24 protein-coding genes and 2 pseudogenes are annotated in these 24,647 nt (G+C 71.6%); 6 read left to right on the top strand and 20 right to left on the bottom strand.

Going from position 1 to position 24,647, the window contains the following annotated elements; all coding sequences use genetic code 11:
• Positions 1 to 20: 20 nt before the first annotated feature.
• The 8 genes and pseudogenes from OHA98_RS04840 to OHA98_RS04805 form a co-directional block, all read right to left on the bottom strand.
• On the bottom strand, positions 21 to 377 hold the full coding sequence (locus tag OHA98_RS04840; RefSeq protein WP_266922854.1) for a hypothetical protein: 357 nt from the start codon (positions 375 to 377) through the stop codon (positions 21 to 23).
• Between the two features lie 145 nt (positions 378 to 522).
• Positions 523 to 1,092, bottom strand: a complete 570-nt coding sequence (locus OHA98_RS04835) for a MepB family protein (RefSeq protein ID WP_266922853.1) — start codon at positions 1,090 to 1,092, stop codon at positions 523 to 525.
• Positions 1,093 to 1,154: 62 nt separating this feature from the next.
• Positions 1,155 to 1,556, bottom strand: a pseudogene (locus tag OHA98_RS04830) (hydroxymethylbilane synthase); the annotation flags it as partial.
• 245 nt (positions 1,557 to 1,801) lie between these two features.
• Positions 1,802 to 2,587: an SDR family NAD(P)-dependent oxidoreductase gene (locus OHA98_RS04825; RefSeq protein WP_266922852.1), complete on the bottom strand. Its 786-nt coding sequence runs from the start codon at positions 2,585 to 2,587 to the stop codon at positions 1,802 to 1,804.
• Positions 2,584 to 3,747 carry a serine hydrolase domain-containing protein gene (locus tag OHA98_RS04820; protein ID WP_266927718.1) on the bottom strand — a complete coding sequence of 388 codons (1,164 nt, stop codon included), beginning with the start codon at positions 3,745 to 3,747 and terminating at the stop codon, positions 2,584 to 2,586. The genes OHA98_RS04825 and OHA98_RS04820 overlap by 4 nt, the downstream gene beginning before the upstream one ends.
• 67 nt (positions 3,748 to 3,814) lie before the next feature.
• Positions 3,815 to 4,597: an energy-coupling factor ABC transporter ATP-binding protein gene (locus OHA98_RS04815; RefSeq protein ID WP_266922851.1), complete on the bottom strand. Its 783-nt coding sequence runs from the start codon at positions 4,595 to 4,597 to the stop codon at positions 3,815 to 3,817.
• Complete coding sequence (gene cbiQ / locus OHA98_RS04810) at positions 4,594 to 5,355, bottom strand: cobalt ECF transporter T component CbiQ (RefSeq protein WP_266922850.1); 762 nt, start codon at positions 5,353 to 5,355, stop codon at positions 4,594 to 4,596. Before cbiQ ends, OHA98_RS04815 begins: the two co-directional genes overlap by 4 nt.
• 1 nt (position 5,356) lies before the next feature.
• Entirely contained in the window at positions 5,357 to 6,439 is a 1,083-nt protein-coding gene (locus OHA98_RS04805; protein WP_266922849.1) for an energy-coupling factor ABC transporter permease, read from the bottom strand.
• A gap of 210 nt (positions 6,440 to 6,649) precedes the next feature.
• On the opposite strand from OHA98_RS04805, the pseudogene OHA98_RS04800 reads away from it, so the two are divergent.
• Positions 6,650 to 6,976, top strand: a pseudogene (locus OHA98_RS04800) (SsgA family sporulation/cell division regulator); the annotation flags it as partial.
• Positions 6,977 to 7,186: 210 nt separating this feature from the next.
• On the opposite strand, the gene OHA98_RS04795 reads toward OHA98_RS04800, so the two are convergent.
• Together OHA98_RS04795 and OHA98_RS04790 are read right to left on the bottom strand one after the other, a co-directional pair.
• The gene (locus tag OHA98_RS04795) at positions 7,187 to 9,418 is read right to left on the bottom strand and encodes an MMPL family transporter (protein WP_266922848.1); all 2,232 of its coding nucleotides are present in this window, start codon (positions 9,416 to 9,418) and stop codon (positions 7,187 to 7,189) included.
• Between the two features lie 120 nt (positions 9,419 to 9,538).
• Positions 9,539 to 10,111: a TetR/AcrR family transcriptional regulator gene (locus tag OHA98_RS04790; RefSeq protein ID WP_266922847.1), complete on the bottom strand. Its 573-nt coding sequence runs from the start codon at positions 10,109 to 10,111 to the stop codon at positions 9,539 to 9,541.
• 164 nt (positions 10,112 to 10,275) lie between these two features.
• Here OHA98_RS04790 and OHA98_RS04785 point away from each other — a divergent pair, with 164 nt between their 5' ends.
• Positions 10,276 to 13,701, top strand: a complete 3,426-nt coding sequence (locus tag OHA98_RS04785) for a S41 family peptidase (RefSeq protein ID WP_266922846.1) — start codon at positions 10,276 to 10,278, stop codon at positions 13,699 to 13,701.
• A 63-nt stretch (positions 13,702 to 13,764) separates the two neighbouring features.
• On the opposite strand, the gene OHA98_RS04780 is transcribed toward OHA98_RS04785, so the two are convergent.
• Together OHA98_RS04780 and OHA98_RS04775 are read right to left on the bottom strand one after the other, a co-directional pair.
• Complete coding sequence (locus OHA98_RS04780; protein ID WP_266922845.1) at positions 13,765 to 14,220, bottom strand: ATP-binding protein; 456 nt, start codon at positions 14,218 to 14,220, stop codon at positions 13,765 to 13,767.
• Positions 14,217 to 14,438 carry a hypothetical protein gene (locus OHA98_RS04775; RefSeq protein WP_266922844.1) on the bottom strand — a complete coding sequence of 74 codons (222 nt, stop codon included), beginning with the start codon at positions 14,436 to 14,438 and terminating at the stop codon, positions 14,217 to 14,219. The genes OHA98_RS04780 and OHA98_RS04775 overlap by 4 nt, the downstream gene beginning before the upstream one ends.
• 117 nt (positions 14,439 to 14,555) lie before the next feature.
• Here OHA98_RS04775 and OHA98_RS04770 point away from each other — a divergent pair, with 117 nt between their 5' ends.
• Entirely contained in the window at positions 14,556 to 15,407 is an 852-nt protein-coding gene (locus OHA98_RS04770; RefSeq protein WP_266922843.1) for a helix-turn-helix transcriptional regulator, read from the top strand.
• Entirely contained in the window at positions 15,388 to 15,660 is a 273-nt protein-coding gene (locus OHA98_RS04765) for a DUF397 domain-containing protein (protein WP_266922842.1), read from the top strand. Before OHA98_RS04770 ends, OHA98_RS04765 begins: the two co-directional genes overlap by 20 nt.
• A 126-nt stretch (positions 15,661 to 15,786) precedes the next feature.
• Here the strand turns inward: OHA98_RS04765 and OHA98_RS04760 are convergent, their stop codons facing one another.
• From OHA98_RS04760 to OHA98_RS04745, 4 genes are all read right to left on the bottom strand, one after another.
• The gene (locus OHA98_RS04760; protein WP_266922841.1) at positions 15,787 to 15,981 is read right to left on the bottom strand and encodes a hypothetical protein; all 195 of its coding nucleotides are present in this window, start codon (positions 15,979 to 15,981) and stop codon (positions 15,787 to 15,789) included.
• Positions 15,982 to 16,078: 97 nt separating this feature from the next.
• Positions 16,079 to 16,963 carry an SDR family oxidoreductase gene (locus tag OHA98_RS04755; protein ID WP_266922840.1) on the bottom strand — a complete coding sequence of 295 codons (885 nt, stop codon included), beginning with the start codon at positions 16,961 to 16,963 and terminating at the stop codon, positions 16,079 to 16,081.
• The gene (locus OHA98_RS04750) at positions 16,960 to 17,913 is read right to left on the bottom strand and encodes an alpha/beta fold hydrolase (protein ID WP_266922839.1); all 954 of its coding nucleotides are present in this window, start codon (positions 17,911 to 17,913) and stop codon (positions 16,960 to 16,962) included. The genes OHA98_RS04755 and OHA98_RS04750 overlap by 4 nt, the downstream gene beginning before the upstream one ends.
• Entirely contained in the window at positions 17,910 to 19,445 is a 1,536-nt protein-coding gene (locus tag OHA98_RS04745; RefSeq protein ID WP_266922838.1) for an NAD(P)/FAD-dependent oxidoreductase, read from the bottom strand. Before OHA98_RS04745 ends, OHA98_RS04750 begins: the two co-directional genes overlap by 4 nt.
• Before the next feature lie 169 nt (positions 19,446 to 19,614).
• Here OHA98_RS04745 and OHA98_RS04740 point away from each other — a divergent pair, with 169 nt between their 5' ends.
• On the top strand, positions 19,615 to 20,301 hold the full coding sequence (locus OHA98_RS04740) for a MerR family transcriptional regulator (protein WP_266927716.1): 687 nt from the start codon (positions 19,615 to 19,617) through the stop codon (positions 20,299 to 20,301).
• A 234-nt stretch (positions 20,302 to 20,535) separates the two neighbouring features.
• Here the strand turns inward: OHA98_RS04740 and OHA98_RS04735 are convergent, their stop codons facing one another.
• Positions 20,536 to 21,351, bottom strand: a complete 816-nt coding sequence (locus tag OHA98_RS04735) for an exodeoxyribonuclease III (RefSeq protein ID WP_266922837.1) — start codon at positions 21,349 to 21,351, stop codon at positions 20,536 to 20,538.
• A gap of 50 nt (positions 21,352 to 21,401) precedes the next feature.
• Between OHA98_RS04735 and OHA98_RS04730 the strand changes: the two genes are divergently transcribed.
• A complete protein-coding gene (locus OHA98_RS04730) occupies positions 21,402 to 21,890 on the top strand; it encodes a GNAT family N-acetyltransferase (protein ID WP_266922836.1) in 489 nt (162 codons plus the stop codon).
• A 67-nt stretch (positions 21,891 to 21,957) separates the two neighbouring features.
• Here the strand turns inward: OHA98_RS04730 and OHA98_RS04725 are convergent, their stop codons facing one another.
• From OHA98_RS04725 to OHA98_RS04715, 3 genes are all read right to left on the bottom strand, one after another.
• Positions 21,958 to 22,758, bottom strand: a complete 801-nt coding sequence (locus OHA98_RS04725) for an alpha/beta fold hydrolase (RefSeq protein ID WP_266922835.1) — start codon at positions 22,756 to 22,758, stop codon at positions 21,958 to 21,960.
• A 132-nt stretch (positions 22,759 to 22,890) separates the two neighbouring features.
• The gene (locus tag OHA98_RS04720) at positions 22,891 to 23,676 is read right to left on the bottom strand and encodes an SAM-dependent methyltransferase (RefSeq protein ID WP_266922834.1); all 786 of its coding nucleotides are present in this window, start codon (positions 23,674 to 23,676) and stop codon (positions 22,891 to 22,893) included.
• Positions 23,677 to 23,817: 141 nt separating this feature from the next.
• Complete coding sequence (locus OHA98_RS04715) at positions 23,818 to 24,636, bottom strand: PP2C family serine/threonine-protein phosphatase (RefSeq protein WP_266922833.1); 819 nt, start codon at positions 24,634 to 24,636, stop codon at positions 23,818 to 23,820.
• Between the last annotated feature and the right edge of the window lie 11 nt (positions 24,637 to 24,647).

The following is a 24,647-nucleotide window of genomic DNA, read 5'->3' as shown; positions in this document are numbered from 1 at the left end:
GCCGGAGCACCGCGCACGTCTCAGGAATCGGCCGCGGAGCCGTCGCCACGCAGTGCCTCGGTGACCCGGGTGATCGTCTCCGGGTCGTCGGTGTCGACGGTGACGGTCACGCCGTTCACCTCGATGCGTACGGCGGGGCGGCCGGGGCGGGTGGCGCGCCAGGTGGCGACTGCGGTGACGAGGCTGCCGAGGGCGATGCCGTTCGCGAGGACGACGTTGATCAGGTCCAGGCCGGCGCCCATGTCCCCGGGGGAGAGCGGCCCCTGCGGTGCGAGGCCGGCCCGCCCGCGCAGGTCGTCAGACCGGTTCAGCCAGGTGCGCAGCGCCAGCAGTTCGCGGTGGTCCCGGTCCTCTTCGATCCGCAGGGCGAGCTGCATCCGACTCCTTCGACGTGCTGGATTCCCGTGGGGAGTGTGGGCCAACTCCCCTTCCATCGTAGGCAGTCGCAAGACGGAGCGCCCGGGTGTACGGCAAGTCGGCCGTCGGCGGAAAGCGGTGGCCCGTTCCGTTCCGGGACAGCCTTTACGGGTGATAGAGCGCGCGGGCGCGGTCGGTGTCGGCCGGTCCGTCCTCCCCGACGGGGAGGTAGTGGTTCAGCTGCCAGGTCTGCGTTCTGCCCGCCTGGCGGTTCGTCGTCGTCGCCCAGGGCGGGTAGACGCGGAACCCGCGCTTTCCGCCCGTACCGTTCCTCGACATGATGTCCCGCTCGCAGAGCACCTCGCGCGGGAAGACGAACTGCCCGAAGTGCCCGCCCTCACGGGTGCTGATGACGACGAGGTCGATGCCGTCCTCGGCGTCGAAGGGCCGGATCGGGCCGTCCCCGGACCTCTGCCACAGGGTGACGAACTGGCCGGCCTTCTTCGGTGTCGTCCTGGCCGCGCGGAACCTGACGGAGCGGCCGTCCAGGGTGAATCCGTACGCCCCGTACTCGGCGCTCTCCGCCTCCGCCACCGGCCGTGAGCACACGAACCCCAACGGGTCGTACACCAGCGCCTTCGCCGCAAGGAGGTCCTCGTGGACGGGGGCCCCGGAAGGCCGGGGCGCCGGGTCCGGAGCGGGGATTTCCGGGGGTTCCTCGTGGTTCGTCGTCATTACTCCATGCTGTCATCGCCCCGGCCCTTGGCCCGGCCCCGGCCCCCGAGTCGTACGGGCGGTCAGTGCGCGATGCCGTCGATCAGCTCCCGGGCACCCTGACGCAGCAGGCTGACAGCGACGGATGTGCCGAGGGTCGCCGGGTCGAGCCGGCCGGCCCACTCATGGGCGTTGAGGACGGTCTTGCCGTCGGGCGTGAAGACCTTGGCCCGCAGCGACAGGTCACCGTTGCGCTCGACCTGGGCGTACCCCGCGATGGGACTGTTGCAATGCCCCTGCAGGACGTGGAGGAACATCCGCTCGGCCGTTGCCTCACGGTGTGCGGCGGGGTCACCGAGTGCGCTCACGGCGCCGATCAGGGCGGTGTCGTCCTCGCGGCACTGCAGGGCGAGGACTCCGGCACCGATCGGCGGGCACATCACGTCGGAGGACAGGATCTCGGTGATCACATCGGTGCGGCCGATGGCCATGGGTGAGTCGCGGGACACGATGCGGATCGAGGGGTTGACGCCCTCGGGGCCGACGGTCGGTAAGGGTGGTCCGGTGAGTGTGGTCATGCCCCGAGTAGATACCGACATGATGTCGGCAAATTAGGGCGTGCGGAGTCAGGCAGGGAGCACACGGAACACGCGGACGCCCCCGCGAACCCGCCCCCGCTCCGGGCGCACACGACGTACCGGGCGATCCGGTCCCCCGCGCCCGGCCGCCCCTACCCCTCCGCCACCGCCCTCCGGAACCCCGTGTTCACGCCCAGCAGCCCGCCGTCCACGCGCAGGGTCGTGCCCGTGATCCAGGACGCCTCGTGCGAGGCGAGGAAGGCGACGGCGGACGCGATGTCGTCGGGCTCACCGATGCGGCCCAGGGGGTAGAGGGTGGCGATCCGGTCCAGTTCCGCTTCGCGGCCCGCCCAGGCGGGGGTGCGGATCGTGCCGGGGGCCACCAGGTTGACGCGGACGCCCCGGGGGCCCGCGTGGCCCGCCAGGGTGCGGGTCAGGCTGGCCAGGCCCGCCTTGGCGGCGCTGTAGGCGTGGCCGCCGAAGTCCTGTTCGCCGTTGACCGAGCCGATGTTGACGATCGCGCCCCGGCCCGAGGCCACCAGGTGCGGCAGGGCGGCGCGCGAGCAGCGGTACGGGCCGGTCAGGGTGATGTCCAGGTCCCGCTGCCAGACCTCGTCCGTCTCGTCCTCGAAGAGCGGGGTGTCCGCACCGGCCGAGAAGGCGTTGTTGACCAGCACGTCCAGCCCGCCGAAGGCGGTGACGGCGTGGGCGACGGCCGCTTCGACGGCCCGGCGGTCGCCGACGTCGCAGGGCAGGGACTCGGCGGTGCCGCCCGCCGCGCGTATCCGCTCGGCGGTGTTCTCCGCGCGGGTGGCGTCCAGGTCGGTGACCAGTACGGCGGCGCCCTCGGCGGCCAGGCGGCGGGCGGTCGCCGCGCCGATGCCCTGGCCGGCGCCGGTGATGAGGACACGGTGACCGTCGAAGCGGGAAGGAGTCATAGGGCCGACCGTACTGCTCTGACCAGTGCCTGGGCACGGGGGTCGGCGGTAACTCCCTTCTGCAGACCGTTCGTCACATAGCCGAGGGCGATGCCGGATTCGGGGTCGGCGAACCCGAGCGAGCCGCCCCGGCCCGGGTGTCCGAAGGAGCCGGGGGCCAGCAGCGGGGCGGCCGGGCCGTGCAGCATGTAGCCGAGGCCGAAGCGGGTGCCGACGACCAGCACCCGGTCCGGGCCGGCGGATTCCTCGGTACGGGCGAGGGTGAGCGTGGCCGGGGCGAACAGCCGGTGGCCGTCGACCTCGCCGATCATCGCGGCATAGCAGCGGGCCAGGGCGCGGGCGGTGGCGATGCCGTTGGAGGCGGGGAGTTCGGCGGCCCGGTAGGCGGCGTCGTTCTCGTCGGGGAACGGATCGATCGCCCCGAAGGCCCGGCGGGTGAGGGATTCCGGGTCGCGGTAGGCCTCGGTGACGCTGCGCTTGGGGCGCACGCGCAGGATGCCGCCCCCGGCCTCGGCGGGCGGCGGTTCGACCGGGCCGATCCGGCCGACGCGGTGGGCCTCCTCGACAGGGAGCCCGAACCAGAAGTCCAGGCCGAGCGGGCGGGCGATCTCCTCGGCGATCCAGCGGCCGATGGTCCGGCCGGTGGCCCGGCGTACCAGTTCGCCGATGAGCCAGCTGTAGGTCTGGGCGTGGTAACCGTGGTCGGTGCCGGGCTCCCACTGCGGGCGCTGGGCGGCGACGGCCCGCGCCCCGGAGACCCCGTCGGCGGCCTCCGCGGGGGTCAGGACGCGGTCCAGTGCGGGCACTCCGGCCCGGTGGGCGAGGAGGTGGCGGACCAGGACGCGTTCCTTGCCGTTCGCCTTGAACTCCGGCCAGTACGTGCCGACCGGGGCGTCCAGGTCGACCTGCCCGCGCTGGTGCAGCATCAGCGGTACGGCGGCGGCGATGCCCTTTCCGGCCGAGCGGACGACCTGCACGGTGTCGACGGCCCACGGTTCGGTGCCGTCGACATCCTTCGTACCGGCCCACAGATCCACGACCTTGCGCCCGTGGCGGTAGACCGTGACGGCCGCACCGCGCTCCCCGCGCCGCTCGAAGTTACGGACGAAAGCGTCCCCAACCGGTTCGAATCCGGGTGCCACCGTGCCCCGTACGTCCACGCCTGCTCCTGCGCTCCCGCTCATACCCCCCATGGTGCATCGCGCCGCGTGCCGGACGCGTGGCGGGTCACCCCCCGTTGACGGATACGGAGCGCGGGTCGAAGCCGAAGGGCAGCTCCAGCCGGTGCGCGCGCATCAGTTCCCCGTCGCAGAGCAGATCCCGCGTGGGGTCGTCGGCGGCGATGACGCCCTCGCTGAGGATGACGGCTCGCGGGCACAGTTCCAGGGCGTACGGCAGATCGTGCGTGACCATGAGCACGGTGACGTCCAAGGAGCGCAGGATGTCGGCGAGTTCGCGGCGCGAGGCGGGGTCGAGGTTGGACGAGGGTTCGTCCAGGACGAGGATCTCCGGCCGCATGGCGAGAACGGTGGCCACGGCGACACGGCGGCGCTGCCCGAACGACAGATGGTGCGGCGGCCTGTCCGCGTACTCCTCCATGCCGACCTGCTTGAGCGCGAGGCGGACCCGCTCCTCCAGTTCGGGGCCGCGCAGTCCGGCCGCCGCGGGCCCGAAGGCGACGTCCTCCCGGACGGTCGGCATGAAGAGCTGGTCGTCGGGGTCCTGGAAGACGATGCCGACGCGGCGGCGGATCTCGGCGAGGTTCCGCTTCGCCACGGGGAGCCCGGCGACGCGCACGGTGCCCGCGCCCGCGTCGAGGATGCCGTTGAGGTGGAGTACGAGGGTGGTCTTGCCCGCCCCGTTGGGCCCGAGGAGGGCGACCCGTTCGCCGCGGGCCACGGTGAGGTCGACGCCGAACAGGGCCTGGTGGCCGTCGGGATAGGCGTACGCGAGACCGCTGACCTCCAGCGAGAGGGGCTGCGCGGGGGCCGCGGACGGGGGGCTGTTCATAGGGACCGTCCCAGCAGACAGATGACGAGGGCGAGCACGGGGAGCGCCGAGGCGTACGCCCACTGGGTCCGGGTGGCCGTCACCTCGTCGATGACCGGCATGGTGCCGGTGTAGCCGCGGCTGACCATCGCGAGGTGGACGCGTTCGCCGCGCTCGTAGGACCGGATGAACAGGGCGCCCGCCGATTTGGCGAGGACACTCCAATGGCGTACTCCGCGCGCCTCGAAGCCCCGGGAGCGCCGGGCGATCGACATCCGCCGCATCTCGCCGGTGATGACATCCCCGTACCGGATCATGAAGGACGCGATCTGGACGAGCAGGGGCGGCATTCTCAGCCGCTGGAGGCCCAGCAGCAGGGACCGCAGCTCGGTGGTGGACGCGAGGATCACGGACGCGGCGACGCCGAGGGTGCCCTTGGCGAGGACGTTCCAGGCGCCCCAGAGGCCGGGGACGCTGACGGAGAGCCCGAGGACCTCGGTCTGCTCACCGGGCACCACGAACGGCATGAGCAGCGCGAACGCGACGAACGGCACCTCGATGACCAGCCGCTTCAGCAGGAATCCGGCGGGGATACGGGCCATGGCGGCGACGGCGCCGAGCAGGGCCGCGTACAGCGCGAAGGCCCACATCGCCTCGCGCGGGGTGGTGACGACCACGATGACGAAGCAGAGGACGGCGACGAGCTTGCAGTGCGGGGGCAGGTCGTGGACGGGTGAGTGTCCGTGCCGGTAGAGCTTGTGGGCGTGACCGGCGCCCATGTCAGACGTTCTCTCCGGTGCGGTGGGCGCTGTCGTCGGCCGGGCCGGCGTTCCGGTCGGCGCGCCTCCCGCGTACGGCCCGGAAGACGCCGCTGCCGACGACGATCGTGGCGCTCACGCCGATCACTCCGGCGAGGCCCCCGGAGATCCGGGCGTCGGTGACGTTCCTGACGCCGTAGTCGGCGAGCGGGGAGTCCGCGGCGGCGTGCTCCTCGGCCTTCCTGTCGATGCCCTTGTCGGCGGCGACCTTCTCCAGGCCGTCGGGGCTGGCGGAGGCGTAGTAGGAGACGAAGCCCGCGAGGAGAAGGGCGGTGACCAGGCCGGCGGCCCGGATCCCGTGCGTGGAGCGGGTGGCCGCCGGGGCGGGTGCGGCGGAGGAGCCGGAGGTGACCGGGGCGTCGATCAGCTCGCCGTCGACGCGGAGCTTGAGCGGGGCGGCGAGTCCACGGGCGGCGTGCACGAGGTCGGGGCGGACGGCGATGACGGCGCCCACGGTCAGCGCGGTGATCACGGCCTCCCCGACACCGATCAGCACATGGACGCCGACCATCGCGGTCAGGACCTTGCCGATCGGAATGTCGGTGGTGCCGCCGATCCAGTAGATCAAGGTGAAGGCGCAGGCCGCGGCGGGTACGGAGACCAGGGCGGCGACGAACGCGGCGGCGGTGGCCGAACGGCTGGTGCGCGGCAGTATCCCGGTCAGTCCGCGGAACAGGGCGTACGCGACGACCACGGTGACCACACCCATCACGGTGATGTTGACTCCGAGCGCGGTGAGGCCGCCGTCCGCGAAGAGGATGCCCTGCATCAGCAGGACGACGGAGATACAGAGCACCCCGGTGTACGGCCCGACGAGGATCGCGGCCAGCGCCCCGCCCAGCAGGTGGCCGCTGGTACCCGCGGCGACCGGGAAGTTCAGCATCTGCACGGCGAAGATGAAGGCGGCCACCAGGCCCGCGAGGGGTGCGGTGCGCTCGTCCAGTTCACGGCGGGCCCCGCGGAGGCTGACGGCGACGGCGCCCGCGGCGACGACTCCCGCGGCCACGGAGACGGGTGCGTCGATGAATCCGTCGGGTACATGCATGAGGTGGCTCCGCTTCCTGCGGTTTCCGCGCCCCTGCGGGCAGGGTCATGAACGCGTCAATGATAGGACCCTGTTGCGAAGAGTATGCAAGAGCAAGCAGGTCACAACTGGATGCCTCACCCCTATCCACTTCTCACGCGTCCATCGCACCCTTGGTCCGAAATATGGGACATTGGAGTGCAGAGTTCTACATACAGGAGGAGCCGGCTCATGTCCCCCGTGATTGAAGAACGTGCCCGCGCCCGGCTCATCACCGACGGCCCACTCACCCGCCCCGTCCCCGTGGCCCTGCGCTACGACGCGGCCGTCGACCCCCGGACCGTCCATGTCACCCTGCCCGGCGGCAGCGACTGGGCGTTCGGCCGCGATCTGCTGGAGCGCGGCCTCCGCTTCCCCGCCGAACGCGGCGCCGTACGCGTCTGGCCGTGCGGCCGGACGCAGCTGATCGTGGAGCTGCACTCGGCGGACGGCGTCGAGGTGTTCCAGTTCGAGAACGCGACGCTGATCCGCTTCCTCGGCCGGACCCACGGCGAGACCGCGCCCCCGCAGCCGGCCACCCGCGGCACCTGACGCCCGTACGCGTGACGAAAGCCCCCGTGCCGCTCGCACGGGGGCTTTCGTCATGCGCCCGGTCCCCGTCCCCACAGGTACCGGCGCTTCCAGGGCCGCGCTCCGCTCAGACGCGGGCCCCGGGGCTCTTGGCTCTCAGCTCTTGGCTCTCAGCTCTCGGCTCTTGGCTCTCGGCTCTCAGACCCGGATCAGCTCGCGCTCACCGTCGGGCCCGGACCCGTCCTGGGCGGACCCGGACGTCTCGCCGAGCTGCTTGCGCAGCCCCTCGCCCTCCACGTCCACATTGGGCAGCACCCGGTCCAGCCAGCGCGGCAGCCACCAGGCCCGCTTGCCGAGCAGGGCGAGCACCGCGGGCACGATCGCCATCCGCACCACGAAGGCGTCGAAGAAGACGGCGATGGCGAGCGAGAAGCCGATCATCTTGATCATCTGCTCGCTGGCACCGATGAAGCCGGCGAAGACCGCCATCATGATCACGGCCGCGGCCGTGACCACTCGCGCACCGTGCCTGAAGCCGGTCACGATGGCCTGGCCGGGGCTCTCCCCGTGGACGTACGCCTCCCGCATCCGGGTGACGAGGAAGACCTCGTAGTCCATGGCCAGACCGAAGACCACACCGACCATGAAGATCGGCATCATCGACATGATCGGGCCGGTCTGCTCGACCCCGAAGAGCGAGCCGAGCCATCCCCACTGGAAGACCGCGACGACCGCGCCGAGTGCCGCGACGACCGAGAGCAGGAAGCCGAGGGCTGCCTTCAGCGGGACGAGGACCGAGCGGAACACCAGCATCAGGAGCAGGAAGGCCAGCCCCACGACGAGCGCCAGATAGGGCAGCAGCGCGTCGTTCATCTTCTGGGAGAAGTCGATGTTCATCGCGGTGGCGCCGGTGACCAGCACCTCCGCCCCGGAGTCGCTCTTGACGTCGGCGCCCGCGTCACGGATGGCGTGGACCACGCTCTCCGTCTCGACGGAGCTGGGCCGGTCCTGCGGGATGACGGTGATGGTCGCGGTGTCGCCGGCCTTGTTGAAGGCGGCCGGGGTGACGGCGACGACGTGCGGGAGGGACTCGATCTCCTGGGAGACCTGGCTGACGGCGGTCTTGCCGTCCGAGCTGTTCCTCGTGTCGACGACGACCATCAGCGGCCCGTTGAACCCGGGGCCGAAGCCGTCCGAGAGCATGTCGTACGCCTGACGCTGCGTGGTGCTCTTCGGCTGGGCTCCGTCGTCCGGCAGGCCCATCTCCAGCGAGGCGGCCGGTACGGCGACGACGCCGAGGCCGATGACACCGGCCAGCAGCACCCACACCGGCCTGCGCAGCACGAACCGCGCCCAGCGGGTGCCCATGTTCGGCTTCGCGTCGGGGCGGTTCTCCGCCTCGGCGGCCTTGCGCGCCTTGCGTCCCATGACCCGCTTGCCCGCGAAGCCCAGCATGGCCGGGACCAGGGTGAGCGCGATGAGAACGGCGATGGCGACCGTACCGGCGGCGGCGAAGCCCATCTTCGACAGCATCGGGATGTTCACGACGGCCAGGCCCACCAGGGCGATGATCACGGTCAGGCCCGCGAAGACGACCGCGGATCCGGCCGTTCCGACGGCCCGTCCGGCGGCTTCCTCGCGCTCCCGGCCGTCGGCCAGTTCGGCGCGGTAGCGGGAGACGATGAAGAGCGCGTAGTCGATGCCGACCGCGAGGCCGATCATCATCGCGAGCGTCGAGGTGGTGGAGCCCAGGTCCAGGACGTTCGCCAGCGCCGTGATCGTCGAGACACCGATACCGACGCCGATGAGCGCGGTCAGCAGCGGCAGCCCGGCGGCGATCAGCGAACCGAAGGTGATGACGAGCACCACCGCGGCGAGGGCGACCCCGATGACCTCCGTGATGCCGGTCTCCGGGATCACCATGAGCGCGTCACCGCCGATCGCCACGGTCATCCCGCTCTTCTCGGCGGAGGTCCCCGCGTCCTCCAGGGCCTCACGCGTCGGGTCGGTCAGCTCCATCGAGTTGACCTTGTACGAGACCGAGACGTACGCCGTGGAGCCGTCCTTGCTGACGGCGTTGGCCGTGTACGGGTCGGCGACCGAGGCGATCTGGTCCGAACCGGACTTCAGCTCGTCGACGATGCCCTGGACCTCGGCCTTGTTGGCGGCGTCGGTCACCTTCTGCCCGTCGGGCGCCTTGAAGACGACGCGGGCCGTGGCGCCGTCGGCGCTGCTGCCCGGGAAGCGCTGTTCCAGCAGGTCGAAGGCCTTCTGTGCCTCCGTACCCGGAATCGAGAAGGAGCTGGAGGTGGCGGTGGACGCGGAGGCGGCGCCGAATCCGGCGAGCGCCAGCAGTGCCACCCAGACAAGGGCGACAAGGCGGCGGCGCCGGAAGGTCAGCCGTCCGAGCTTGTAGAGGAATGTGGCCACGGGGGCGTACTCCCGGTCAGGTCGTGTGAGTGGAAATGGGCATGAGGAACCAGCCCGACGACGAGAGCGGCGTGTCAGGTGGAGCGTTGGGGAGAGGGCCGTGCGTGAGGTGCGGGGACGTCAGACGCCGAGGGCGGGGAGGACCACGGAGTCGACATAATCGATGAGAAACGCCTGGTCGACGGCGCGGTCCTCGACCAGCTGCCGAGCGGCGAACGCGCCGATCAGCATGTGCGGGATGTACTTCAGCGCCGGATTGTCCGGACGCAGCTCGCCCCGGTCCACGGCCCGTCGCAGCAGCAGATCGAAGCCGGTCATCTCCGGCTCGATCAGCAGTTCGCGCATGGCCTTGTGCAGATCGGGATTGTTGTGGACGGCCTGGCTCAGACCCCGCATCAGCGCGGAGTCCTTCTCCATCTGGCAGTCGTCGCTGCGGTGCAGCACGGCATGGAAGTCCCCGCGCAGCGAGCCGGTGTCGATCTCGCCGAGATCCACCGGCTTGTTGTTCCGCAGCGCCGTGACGACCAGCTCGGCCTTGCTGCCCCACTGGCGGTAGAGGGTGGCCTTGCTGGACCGGGTGCGGGCGGCGACGGCGTCCATGGTCAGGGCGTCGTAACCGACCTCACGGAGCAGGTCGAGGACGGCGGCGTACATCTCACTCTCACGCTCAGGTGTGAGCCTGGTGCGTGCCATGTGCCGGCCTCCCTCGGGGTCTCGCTGCCTCGGCCCCGCTCATCATCGAACGAAACCGTTTCGTACACCTGACCGTACTCCCCCGATCCAGCGAAACGAAATCGTTTCGCTTGTGTGCTGCACCACAAGTTGCCCCGGGCCCTTCGCGCGGAAAGCATTGGGGGGTGAGTGACGACGTCGCGTATCTCCGTTTCCCGCACCTCCACCAGGACTTGATCTGTTTCGCGGCCGAGGACGACCTCTGGGTCTCCCCCCTCGCCGCGGCAGGACACCGGCCCGACCGGGCATGGCGGGTCACCGTCGACCGGACCAGAGTCAGCCATCCACGCTTCTCGCCCGACGGAAGCCGCATCGCCTACACCACCTGGCGAACACTGGACCCCGAGATCCATCTCGCCCCGGTCGAGGGCGGCCCGGCCCGGCGGCTCACCTACTGGGGCTCGACCGACGCCCGGGTCTGCGGCTGGAGCCCCGACCCGGGCGACACGTCCCAGATCCTCGCCGTGTCCTCGCACAACCAGCCGTTCTCGTACTTCTCCTGGTCCTACAGCGTCCCCATCGACGGCAGCCCCGGCGGCCGCCTGCCCTGGGGACCGGTCTCCGACATCGCGGTCGCGGACATCGACGGCGAGCGGCGCACCCTGCTGCTCACCGGAAAGCCACCGCACGAACCGGCCGCCTGGAAACGCTACCGGGGCGGTGCGACCGGGCGGCTGTGGCTGCACGGCGAACGGCTCCTGCCGGACATCGGCGGCCATCTGGACTCGCCCATGTTCGTCGGCCGCCGGATCGCGTTCCTCTCCGACCACGAGGGCGTCGGCAATCTGTACTCCTGTCTGATGGACGGCAGCGATCTGCGGCGCCACACCGACCACGACGCGTTCTACGCCCGGCACGCCTCCAGCGACGGCCACCGGGTCGTCTACCAGTGCGCCGGTGATGTGTGGCTCGTCGAGGACCTGGAGGCGCCGGACGCCACGCCCCGGAAGCTGGAGGTACGGCTCGGAGGACCCCGGACCGGGCGGCGCACCTACCAGGTGCCCGCCGCCAGCAACGTCGACGCGCTCTCGGTCGACGAGACGGGCCGGGCGAGCGCCGTCTCGGTACGCGGCAGCCTGTACTGGCTCACCCACCGCGACGGCCCCGCCCGCACCATCACCGACACCCCGGGGGTCCGGGTCCGGCTGCCGGAGATGCTGGGCAGCGGCGGCCAGGTGGCGTACGTGACGGACGCGGACGGCGACGACGCGGTCGAGATCGCCTACCTGCCCCGGGCCAGCGGCGACCGCGAACCGCGCAGGCTCGCCTCCGGGAAGCTCGGCCGGGTGCACGAACTGATCTCCGACCCGGCGGGCGAACGGCTGGCGATCGCGTCGAACGACGGGCGGCTGCTGCTCCTGGACACAGCGGAGGAACCGGAACCCGTACCCGTACCCGCGACGGACGGGGAGACAGAGACGGACGGGGAGACGGAGACGGACGCCGAGACCGAGGACGAACCGCGCGGTGCCACGCGGGCCGATCTGTACCGCGCGACGCACGCCGAGGACGCGGCGGCGGACGCGGACGGGGTCACCGAACTCATCCGTTCCGTCAACGGACCCGTCCGCGACCTGGCCTTCTCCCCCGACGGGGCCTGGCTCACCTGGTCGCACCCCGGGGTCGGCCGCTCGCTGCGCCAGATCAAACTGGCCCGGATCTCCGGTCCGGGCGCCCCGGTCATCACCGATGTCACCAATGGCCGCTTCGAGGACGAGAACCCGGTCTTCACCGGCGACGGCCGCTATCTGGCGTTCCTGTCCTGGCGGGGGTTCGACCCCGTCTACGACGTGCACACCGGCGACCTCTCCTTCCCGCTGGGCTGCCGTCCGTATCTGGTCCCGCTCTCCTCGGCCACCCCGTCGCCCTTCGCGCTCTCCCCGGACGGCCGCCCGGCGGCGGGCGGCCTGGACCCGGTGGACATCCCCGAGGGCGGTACGGGCGAGGGGGCGACGGTCACCGTCGAGTTCGAGGGCCTGGAGAGCCGGGTCACGCCGTTCCCGGTCTCCGCCTCGAAGTACTCGGCGCTGCGCCCGGTCACCGGCGGCGGGCTCGTCTGGCTGCGCTGGCCGATCTCGGGCGCGCTGGGCGAGACGTTCGCCAACCCCTCCGACATGTCCGGCCGTCCCACCCTGGAGCACTTCAACATCGCCAAGGCCCGCAAGACCGAACTGGTCGACCACCTCGACTGGTTCGCGGTCAGCGGTGACGCGAGCCGGCTCGTCGTCATGGACGACGGCGAGCTGCGCGCCGTACCGTCCAACGAACCCGGCGACAACGACTCCACGGTCTACATCGACCTGCGCCGCATCCTGCACGACGTCGACCCGGCGGCGGAGTGGCGGCAGGCGTACGGCGAGGCGGGCCGGATCATCCGCGCGTACTTCTGGGAGCCGGACATGTGCGGCATCGACTGGGACGGGGTGCTCGGCCAGTACCGTCCGCTGGTCGAACGGGTCGCCTCCCCCGACGAGTTCGCGGATCTGCTGCGCGAGGTGGTCGGCGAGCTGGGCACCTCGCACGCGTACGTCACACCGGCACGCCGCAACGAGGGCCCGCCGCACTACCAGCGGGCGATCGGACTGCTCGGCGCGAACCTGGTCTGCCGCGACGGGGAGTGGCAGGTCCGGCGCATTCTGCCCGGCGACTCCTCGGACTCCAAGGCGCGTTCACCGCTCGCGGGTACGGGGATCAGGGAGGGCGCGGTCCTCACCCATGTCGACGGCCGCCCGGTCGACCCGGTGACCGGCCCGTACCCGCTGCTGACGGCGGCGGGCGGCACGACGGTGGAGCTGACGTTCCGCCCGGCCGGCGAGGAGGGCCGCCCCCGGCGCATCGCGGTCGTCCCGCTGGTCGACGAACGGCCGCTGCGCTACCAGGACTGGGTGGCCAAACGCCGGGAAGTCGTACGGGAGTTGAGCGGCGGCCGGTGCGGCTATCTGCACATCCCCGACATGGGCGGCTCGGGCTGGGCGCAGTTCAACCGGGACCTGCGGCTTGAGGTCTCGCGCCCGGCGCTGATCGTGGACGTCCGGGGCAACGCGGGCGGCCACATCAGCGAACTGGTCGTCGAGAAGCTGACCCGCAGGATCCTCGGCTGGGACCTGACGCGCAACGCCCAGGCGGTCAGCTACGCCTCGAACGCGCCCAGGGGGCCGGTGGTCGCGCTGGCCGACGAGGCGACGTCCTCCGACGGCGACATGATCACAGCCGCGTTCCGGCTGCTGAGGCTGGGTCCGGTGGTCGGCCAGCGCACCTGGGGCGGCGTGGTCGGCATGACCGGGCGCCACCGGCTGGGCGACGGCACGGTGATCACGGTGCCGATGAACGCCGCGTGGTTCGACACCTACGGCTGGTCCGTGGAGAACCATGGCGTCGAGCCCGATCTGGAGGCGCTGCGCACCCCCCTGGACTGGGCGGAGGGCCGGCACGCGGTACTGGACGACGCGGTGCGGGTGGCGCTGGACCTGCTGGCGAAGCATCCGGCGGCGACCCCGCCGACGTACGGCACGGTGCCGGACCTGCGGCGCCCGCCGCTGCCCCCGCGGTAGCCGCTCGCCCCGGCCGCACTGAGGCGGTCGGGGCGAGCACCTGGAACGGGGCGGCGCCCGGCGTCACCCCCCGCCGGGAGCGACAGCCGCGGCGGACCGGCTGTCGGAACCGGCCGGTTCGCGCTTCGGCAGGCCCCACCGGACGGGCGCCCCCAGTTCGCACCAGACCGTCTTCCCGTACGGCAGCCGCTCGACGCCCCAGCGCCACGCCACCGCGTCCACGAGCGTCAGCCCCCGCCCCGACTCCTCGCCGTCCGCCGCGGCTCTCAACGTCGGCCAGGCACACGGTTCGGGGTCGCTCAGCTCGACCCGCATCCCCCCGGAGCGGGTACCGAAGACCCGGAGCGTGACCGGTGTGCCCTCGCCGAGATGCACGATCACATTGGCCATCAACTCACTGACGCAGAGCAGCAGATCGGGCGAATCCTCGCCCCCGCACCACTCCCTCAGGGAGCGCCGGATCTCCGGTACGGCCTTCGGCACGGCGAACAGAGCCACCGTGTAGGGCAGCGGGGTCATCCACCGGCCGCCGACCGCAGCGCCTCGGCCATGCGGCGCGCGGTCGCCACATTGCAGTTGCCGAGCGCGACCAACGGCGGCCGGCTGCCGCGCCCGGCGAGGGTCAGCGGATCGACGCCGAGCGACGGCAGGGTGATGCCGTGGGCCGTGAGCGCGGCCCGCAGCGCGTCGATGTCCGCGCCGATGTCGCAGCCGGGGCTGTCTTGAGTGTCGTCCATGGGGGGAGCATCCACCTTCCGTTGCACACTGTGACGAACGCCTCACACGCTGCCGTACATACCTCTACCTTGAAAGGGTTTCCCGCTCCACAACGCACAGCGCGAAAGGTGGTCAACGTGGCTACGCGCAAGGACATCGACGGCTCGGCCGGGGTCCCGCAGTTCTACGGCAAGGAACTCCGCTTCAAACGGGAGGAGGCGGGCCTGACCCTGGAGAAGCTGGTGGCCGGCAGCTTCTACGGCATCACGTATCTGAGCGAGATCGAGCACGGCAACCGCCGGATGCCCGCGGACCTGGCCAAGCATGTGGACCGGGTGCTGGGGACGGACGGGTTCTTCGAGCGGCGGTGCGAGGACGTGCGGCAGGCCAAACGGGGGGCTCACGCCGCGTTCTTCGCTCCGGTCGCGGAAGCGGAGACGCGGGCACGGACCATCGACCAATGGTCAGGCACTCTGATCCCTGGCCTGCTCCAGACCCGGTCGTACGCCCATGCCGTCATCCGCTCCACCCATTCGCTGGACACACCGGAGGAGGCCAAAGCCAAGATCGACGCCAGGCTCGAACGGGCCCGGCTCTTCGACGACCCCAAGAGGCCCGAGTACTGGGTTGTTCTGCACGAGTGTCTGATCCGTCAGCCGATCATCGCGCCCATGGAGATGGCCGAGCAGTTGGACCAGATCGCCGCCCTCGTACGACGCGGTCGCATCGTTACGCAGATCCTTCCGTGGAACGGTCCGACCCGCCCCCTCACCGAACTGCCGCTCCTCCTGCTGGACTTCGACAGCGAACCACCACTGCTCTACACCGAGGGTCCGTACCACGGCCAGATCATCGATGATCCGTCCATCGTGATGCATTACCGCAAGGCATACGATCGGCTGAGGGCCGCCGCCTTGCCGCCGGAGGTGTCCCTCGCACTGATCGAGCAGGCGGCCGAGGAGTACCGGCATGGCCAGCAACCGTCCTGATCTCAGTTCAGCCACCTGGCGCAAGAGCAGCTACAGCAACGGCAGTGGCGGCGACTGCCTCGAAGTCGCCGAGGGCTTCGCCACCTGGCGCAAGAGCAGCTACAGCAACACCTCCGGCGGCGACTGCCTCGAAGTCGCGGACGGGCACCCCGGTGTTGTCCCCGTCCGCGACTCCAAGCGCCCTGAGGGGCCGGTGCTCATCGTCCACGCGTCCGCCTGGTCACCGTTCGTGGAGTCCGTCAAGGCGTCCTGACGCCGCTGCGGGCTTCCTGAAGTACCTTCCGGGCGACCGCGGTTCGCCCGCGCGCACGCCCACCGCACCCGGGGACCCGGATGCGGTGGGTGATTCACGGACGACGCGCGAGGGCGCGCAGGCGCGTCAGCGGTCGCGGCGCTCGCCGAGGGCGGTCGCGGCGTCGCGAGCCATGTCACGGTTGTGCCGCGACGTCTCCGAGGCCTGCTCGGACGCGTCCTGCGCCCGCTCTCCGCCCTCGTCGCGGCCCTGGTTCGCCTTCTTCCGGGCCTGGTCGGCAAGTTCCTGCGCCTTGACCTTGAACTGGTCTGCGATACCCATGCCGTTCACTCCTGTGGGGGGTGTGGGGGACGTGGTGGGGGGAGCCCCTGAAGGGCCTCGCCCAGCCTCGCACGGCATGACAGTCCCCGCATTTCGATCACTTACGCAGCGTGCGCGCGTCCTGGTCCGCCGCTCCTCCGGCCCCCACCAGCCCCTTGGGTACGTTCTCCAGCCGGGATCCGAACCGCTTCATCTCTCGCTGCCCGGCCACCCCTATGACCGAGGGCAGATAGCCGCGCACCGACTGCATCCCCCGCAGCCACCACTGGGCGTAGACATGCGGGGAGCGCCGCTCCACGCCGGCCACGATCCGGTCCACGGCCGGGCCGAGGGGGTAGGTGCGGTTCGACGGCCAGGGCAGCCGCTGGCGCAGCTCCCGCATCACGTCGTCCGCGTCGGCGCCCCGCACCATGTCGGTGTCCGTCCAGGACAGATAGCCGACCCCGACCCGGACACCCCGGTGGCCGACCTCGGCGCGCAGGCTGTGCGCGAACGCCTCCACGCCCGACTTGGAGGCGCAGTAGGCGGTCATCATCGGCGCCGGGGTCATCGCGGCCAGTGACGCTATCTGGAGGTAGTACCCGCGGCTCTCCATCAGCACCGGCAGGAACGCCCGCGCGGTCACCGCGCTGCCGATCAGGTTGACCTCGATGACCCGCCGCCACGCCTCCGGGTCGGAGTCGGCGAACGGCCCGCCCGAGGCGACGCCCGCGTTGGCGACGGCGACGTCGACCTTGCCGAAGCGCTCCTTGACCTCCTGGGCGACCCGGACCATCGCCGTATGGTCGGTGACGTCGGCGTACCAGTGGTCGCTCTCCCCGTGCAGCCGCTCGGAGACCTTCTTCAGCTCGTCCGGTTCCAGGCCGACCAGTGCCAGGGTCGCGCCGCGTGCCGAGAGTTTGCGGGCGAGCAGTTCGCCCACGCCTCTCGCCGCGCCCGTGACGACGACGACCTGTCCTTCGAGACTCCGCCTGCCGCTCATGCGACTTCCTCCTTGTCGGCCGTGCCGGCCCCGTCCACCTCGACGTACCGCACCACTAGTTCCCGGATCCCCGCCGTGACCGCTTCCGGCGCCTCCACCGGAGTCATGTGCCCCATGCCGGTGAGCTCGGTCAGCCCGAGGCACCGGGGCAGCGCGGCGGCGATGGCGCGCGCGTGGACCGGCGGGGTCAGCCGGTCGGCCGTGCCCGTGATGACCGCGGTCGGTACCCGCAGTCCCCGCACGCCCGCGTCCAGGTCCAGATCCGCGAGCACATGCCCCCAGGCCACCCTCGCCCGTCGCGGACAGGCGTGCACGATGCGGGAGCAGGCCTCGACCCGCTCCGGGGCCGAACCCGCCCCCATCGTGCCGTACTTGAGGATCCGCTTCGAAACGGGCGTGACCGGTCCGAGGGGTGCCCGCGCCCCGAGGACCGCCCGGGTCATCCGGGTCCGCAGCGCTCCCGCCCGGAGCGGCACGACGAGTGCCTCGTCGACCAGCCGTGAGCTGCCGGTGCTGCACAGCAGTACGGCGGCCGCGTGCTCGCGCAGTCCGGGCCGGCGGGAGGCGGCCATCAGCGTCATCCCGCCCATGGAGTGACCGGCGAGCACCGCCTTGCGCCCCGGTGCGAGGGTGGCGGCCAGCACCGCTTCGAGGTCGTCGGCCAGCGCGTGCGTGCTGTAGCCGCCGGGCCCCGCCGCGGGGGTCAGCCCATGACCGCGCTGGTCGTAGGCGATGACCCGGTGGTCGGCGGCCAGGTCCCGGATCTGGGCGGCCCAGAAGCCGGTGCTGCAGGTCCAGCCGTGTGCCAGCACCACCGCGGGGGCGTCCTCGGGGCCGTGCAGTTCGACATGGATGCGGGAGCCGTCGGCGGAGACGGCGGACAGTACGCGGTCCGGCACCGGGGCGGCGGGCGCCTGCCGGGCGGCGTCGCGGCGCAGCAGCCGGCTCATCCCGCGATCTCCTCGGCGACGGGCGCCCCGGCGCGCGCCTGGGCGGGCACGGTCCGCTTCGGGAGGCGGATGACCTCGTACTCCGCGAGGTCCATGACCCGTGTCTCCTTGCGGAATTCACCCGTCGTACCGGGCCAGACCGTGGTGTTGCGCCCCTCGGCGTCCAGGTACCAGCTGGTGCAGCCACCGGTGTTCCACACGGTCCGCTTCATCCGCTGCTGGACCCGGTGGTTCCACGCGGTGACGGCGGAGGGGCGGGCGCCGAACGCCGCCCGGCCGCCCAGGACGTTCAGCTGGCGCAGGTAGTCGGCCATGTAGTTCAGCTGGGATTCGATCATCAGAATCATGGAGGAGTTGCCGAGACCGGTGTTGGGTCCGATGATCGTCATCCAGTTGGGGAAGCCGTCCGCGGTGGCGCCGCGCAGCGATTTCATGCCCGTCTTCCAGTGCTCGGCGAGCGTGATGCCGGCCGAGCCGACGACCCGGTCGGCGATCGGCATGTCGGTCACATGGAAGCCGGTGCCGAAGATGATCGCGTCGACCTCGGTCTCCGTACCATCGGCCGCGACGACCGTGGAGCCGCGCACCTCGGCGAGCCCGGAGGCGACCACGTCCACATTGGGCCGGGCGAGCGCCGGGTAGTAGGCGCTGGAGAGCAGTATGCGCTTGCAGCCGATGCGGTACGAGGGGGTCAGCTTGGCCCGCAGCGCGGGGTCCTTGATGGACCGGGCGATGTTGGACTTGGCTATCTTCTCCACCAGGCCCAGCTGGTCCGGGTGCTTGGTGAAGGCACTGACCTGCAACTCCCTGATGCCCCACAGCAGTCCGCGGCGCGCGGTGCCGGTGAGGGGGACCGCGCGGTGCAGCCAGCGTTCGGCGCCGCTGATGGTCCGGTCCATGCGCGGCATGACCCAGGGCGGGGTGCGCTGGAAGAGGGTCACCCGGCCGGCCTTCGGCTGGATCGCCGGGACTATCTGGATGGCGGAGGCGCCGGTGCCGATCATGGCGACGCGCTTGCCGGTGAGGTCGTAGTCGTGGTCCCACCGGGCCGAGTGGAAGACCTTGCCGGGGAATTCGGCGAGCCCCGGGATGTCCGGCATCTTCGGGTCGGACAGCGGGCCGGTCGCGGAGACGACGACATCGGCGACGATCGTGGTCCCGTTCGCGGACTCGATCACCCAGTGCAGTTCGTCGTTGTCCCAACGCATCATCGTCACCTCATGGTTGAGGCGCAGATGCGGGCGCAGCCCGAAGGTGTCCGCGACATGCTCCAGATAGGCGCGGATGTGCCGCTGCCCGGAGAAGGTGCGCGGCCAGTCGGGGTTGGGCGCGAAGGAGAACGAGTAGAGGTGGGACGGTACGTCGCAGGCGCAGCCCGGGTAGCTGTTGTCGCGCCAGGTGCCGCCGACCGAGCCGGCCCGTTCCAGGACGACGAAATCGGTGATCCCTTCGCGGCGCAGCCGGACGGCGGCCCCGAGGCCCCCGAATCCGGATCCGATCACCGCCACGCGTACCTGCTCCTGCTGGGCCATGGTGCCGCCTCCCGCGATACGTCACACGACTCTGCCAGCAATCACTGGCACTGTTGGGGAGAGTAGAGCAGCCTCGTACTGATGGGTAGGGGGCGGACCGAGGAAAGTTACCGGCGGTACAACATAGGGTGCCCCTGTGGCTGAAGGACGCGAGCACCGTGAATACCGCATGGAGGAGCTGGCCGGAATGGCCGGCATCACCGTGCGGACCCTGCGCTTCTACCGGGAGCGCGGCCTGATCCCGCCGCCCCGCCGCGAAGGCCGTATCACCTGGTACGACGACCACCACCTGGCCCGTCTGCGCACCATCGCCGGTCTGCTGGAGCGCGGCCACACCCTCAACGGCATCGCGGATCTGGCCGCCACCTTCGAGAGCGGCCGCGATGTCGCCGAGGTGCTGGGTCTGGGCGAACCGACCGAGGAGACCCCGGTCCGCCTCACCCCGGAACAGCTCGCGGACTACTTCGAGGGCGAGGTCACCCCGGAGAACCTGGCCACCGCGCTCGACCTGGGCTATCTGGCCACCGACGGCGACGAGATCGTGCACATCAGCCGCCGTCTGCTGGAAGTCTCGGCGGAACTGGTACGGGAAGGGGTGCCGCTCTCCACGGTGCTCTCCTCGGGCCGCCGCGTCCGGGAACACGCGGACGCTCTCGCCGAAATCTTCGTCCGGGTACTGCATGCCCATACGGCGGAGACCGAACCGGCCCAACTCCGGCCATTGGCGCGCGCGGTGGTGGACGCGGAGCTTTCCATGGCACTGGACCGGCGGCTGCGCCGTGAGGACGGCACCCAGCCCCCGAAGGCGCCGGAGGCCGACGCACCGGCGGACCGGCGAACCGCACCCGGGGCGTAACGCACGCCCCGGGGGACAGAACGGCGCACGTCCGGGTACCGGCACACACACGCGCGCCGTCACGCACGCGCTGTCACACGCACGCGCCGTCGCGCTCTCGCCCCACACCGCCCCGTACCGCCCCGCACCGCGTCACACCGCGTCGCACCGCGTCACACCGCGTCACACCGCGTCACACCGGCTCACGCCCGCGCCGCTCCGCACCCGAGGGGCGCGCAACGGCGCGGCTGCCCGTCACTTGTCGTACACGACCGCCACCGGCGCATGGTCGCTCCACCGCTCCTCGTGCGTGGCGGCCCGCTCGACCCAGGCCTTCACCGCGCGCCCGGCCAGCCCCGGGGTGGCCATCTGGTAGTCGATGCGCCAGCCGGAGTCGTTGTCGAAGGCCCGCCCCCGGTAGGACCACCAGCTGTACGGGCCCTCCACTCCGGGGTGCAGCGCGCGCACCACGTCCACGTAGGCGGCCTCGCCCAGGACCCGGGTCAGCCACTCCCGCTCCTCGGGGAGGAAGCCGGAGTTCTTCTTGTTGGACTTCCAGTTCTTGAGGTCCGCCTCCTGGTGGGCGATGTTCCAGTCGCCGCACACCACGACCTCGCGCCCCTCCGCGGCGGCCCGTTCCCCGAGCCCCTTCAGATAGGGCAGGAAGGCCGCCATGAAGCGCTCCTTCTCCTCCTGCCGCTCGGTGCCGACCTCACCCGAGGGCAGATAGAGGCTCGCGACCGTGACGCCGGGCAGGTCGATCTCGGCGTACCGCCCGCTCGCGTCGAACTCCTCGCTCCCGGCCACCCCGAAGCCGCCGAAACCGATCTGCGTCCGCTCCGGCGCGTGCCGCGAGTAGAGCGAGACCCCGGCCCGCCCCTTGGCGGCGGCGGGGGCGTGCACGGTGTGCCAGCCCTCGGGCTCCCGCACCTCGGCGGGCAGCTGCCCCGGTTCGGCCCGGACCTCCTGGAGGCAGATCACATCGGCGTCGGTCGACGCGAGCCACTCGACGAAGCCCTTCTTCGCGGCGGCACGGAGCCCGTTGACATTCACAGAGGTCACATTGAACATTTAGGCACCATACCGACATCGCCGATCCGCATAGATGTACCATACCGCGTATGAATATCCAGACCCAGCCGTTCGATCACCCCGACGCCGTCAAACTCAACGATCAGGTGCAGCTTGAGTACGCCGAGCGCTACGGGGACGGCGAGGGCGATGCCACACCCCTCGACGCCAGGATGTTCGAACCGCCGAACGGTCTGTATCTCCTCGCCTACGACGCGTCGGGCAACCCCGTGGCCACCGGCGGCTGGCGTGCCCAGGAGCGGAACGAGGAGGGCTACTCCGACGGCGACGCCGAGCTCAAGCGCATGTACGTGGTGCTCGAAGCCCGCGGCAACGGACTGGCGCGGCGCCTTCTCGCCGCCCTGGAGGCCGACGCCCGGGCGGCGGGCCGCACCCGCATGGTGCTGGAGACCGGCGACCAGCAGCCCGAGGCGATAGCCCTGTACACCTCCAGCGGCTACGCGCCCTGCGAGAAGTTCGGCCACTACCGCACGTACGAGAGCAGCATGTGCTTCGCCAAGCCCCTCCAGCAGGCCTGAGCACCACGAACGCCGCGCCGGCCGGCCCGAACTCCGCGGTCACCGGCCCGCACTCCGCGAGCGCCGCTCACAGCCGCGCGAGGAACTCCAGCAGCGCGGCGTTGAACTCCTCGGGCCGCTCCAGGTTGGGCAGGTGGGCGGCCCGCCCGACGACCACGATCCCGGAGTCCGGGACCAGCCGGTGCATGGCCTCCGCCTCCGCGACCGGCGTATAGGTGTCGTCCTCCCCGACGACGATCAGCACGGGCACCCGGGCCCCCGCGAGCGAGTCGCGGTAGTCGGGCCGCTCGGCCCGGCCCCGCAGCGCCGCCGCGGCCCCTTCCGGGGCGGTCGTCCGCATCATGTCCAGGACCTGCGAGGCGACTTCGGGGAGCCCCGTCACGTTGTACGGGGCGACCATCCTGTCGATGACCTCGGCCGCGTAGCCGTCCAGCCCCTCGGCGAGCAGCCGGTCGGCCAGCCGGTTGCGGAAGGCCCTGCCGTCCTCGGTCTCGGCGACCGGGGAGGTGTCGGCGAGCACCAGGGCGGCCACCCGGGACCCGTACAGCCGGTGGAACTCCATGGCGATCTGGCCGCCCATGGAGAGCCCGCCGATCACCGCCCGGCCGATGCCCAGGTGGTCCAGCAGCTCGGCGGTGTCCCCGGCGAAGTCCGCGAGCAGGGTGCGGCCGGGGACGACCGCGCTGTCGCCGTACCCGCGCAGATCCGCCGCGATCACCCGGTACCCGGCCCGCACCAGCGCCTCGGCCTGCGGGTTCCACATCGTCCGGTTGAACGGGTGCCCGTGCACCAGGACGACCGGCAGGCCGTCGGACGGCCCCCGGTCGTCGTACGCGAGGGCGTTGCCGTGCCCGGTCACGAAGTCCATTCCGTCCCCATCCCCACTGTCCGGCCCGTCACTGCCGACTGTCCGGCCCACTGTCCGGCCCGTCGCGACCGACTGTCCGGCCCGTCACGACCGACTGTCCGGCCCGTCACACCCGATCATCGTGCACGCCGCTCAGCGCACCCGCGCCACACCCACGTAGAAGCCGCTGCGCTCGTTCTCCGGCGCGGGCTCCCGCTGGTACCACTCGGTCGCGGTGACCAGGCCCGGTGCGACGAGGTCCAGTCCCTCGAAGAACGGCTCGACCTCGGCGCGGGTACGCATCCGCAGGGCGATGGCGCCCTTCCGGTAGGCGCTCTCGGTCTCCTGGCGGAGCTCCGGGTGCTGGTCGGCGGTGCCGTGCGAGAGGACCAGGAAGCTGCCCCGGGGAAGGGCGTCCACGAGCGTACGGGTGATGCCGTACGGGTCCTGGTCGTCGGGCAGGAAGTGCATGAGCGCGATCAGCGACAGGGCGACGGGCCGGTCGAAGTCCAGCAGCTCACGGGCGTGTTCGAGGATCGCCTCCGGCTTCCTGACATCGGCGTGGATGTAGTCGGTGGCGCCTTCGGGGCTGCTGATGAGCAGCGCTTCGGCATGCCGCAGGACGATGGGATCGTTGTCGGCGTAGACGACCCGGGCCGAGGGCACGATGTCCTGGACCACCTGGTGCAGATTCGGCGCGGTGGGAATACCGGTGCCTATGTCGAGGAACTGGCCGATCCCCCGGTGCGCCAGCCAGGCGGAGGCCCGGTGCATGAAGGCCCGGTTCCGCGCCGCGTTGGCCCGCGCCTCGGCGGGCAGCTTCTCGCCGACCGCCTGATCCACCGGGTAGTTGTCCTTGCCGCCGAGGAGCCAGTCGTAGACGCGCGCCGGGTGCGGCTTGCCGGTGTCGATGCGGGACTGGGGCAGATCGGCAGTCACAGGACGCTCCTCCGTGCGGTGATCGCGGGCGGGACGGGCTCGCCCCGGAGCGAGGCGGCCCGCGGCCACGGGCACCGGGAAGCCGGGTGAGCGGCACCAGCGTAGGCGAGGGTGCCGGATACGGGACCTCCGGATCCCGGCTCAGCCGCCGGCCGCCCCGGCGGGGATGAGCAGCGCGGTGATGTTGTCGTGCCCCCCGGCGTCGAGGGCGTGACCGACCAACGCGCGGGCACCGCCGAGAAGTCCGCCGCCCGCCGCCGCCCCGGACCGGCCACGGGTCAGTACGGCCCGCAGCGCGTCGGGATCGGGCAGACCACGGGTGAGCCCGTCCGTGCACAGCAGCAGACAGCCCGCCCCGCCCGGCCGGTAGCTACGGATACGCGCCACCGGCGCACCGGCGTCCGCCCCCAGCCAGGCGGCGAGGGCGCCGTGCTCCCCGGTGTCGTCCTCGCTCATCCGCTTCCCGGGGCCCCGGTCCGGCAGCCAGTAGGCACGGCTGTCGCCGATCCACGCGCTCCAGATGCCCTCCGGTCCCGCGATGCCCGCGACATACGTACACGCCGGGGCGGCGTCCACCGACGCCGCGAGGGCCGCGACCGCCCGCCCGGCACGAACGGCCGCGTCGGCGAGCGCGTCCTCCGGCAGAGCACCCGCCGCCAGCCCCGCCACCACGGCGTTCGCCCCGGTCTCGGCCGCGACCCGGGCGGCCCGCTCCGACCGGGGCGACATGGACACCCCGTCACAGACGACGCCGACCGTCCAACCGCCCACTCCGGTCAGCACCATGGCGTCCGCGTTGATGTCGCGCCGTTTGCCCCGGTCGCTGACCCCCGCCGCGCCGCCTTCGGCGGTGAGCTCCACATGCGCGCGGAAGGCCGGCTGTGCCGCACCGCAGTCCCAGCAGCGGCCGTCGGGGGCCACCGTTCCACCACAGGCGACACAGCCGGGGATTGGGGTCATGGCGAGGGATC

The sequence above is a fragment of the Streptomyces sp. NBC_00654 genome (genome assembly GCF_026341775.1).
Lineage (GTDB): Bacteria > Actinomycetota > Actinomycetes > Streptomycetales > Streptomycetaceae > Streptomyces.
Note: the sequence above shows the minus strand (reverse complement) of the source record. Positions and strands in the feature narration are given on the sequence as shown.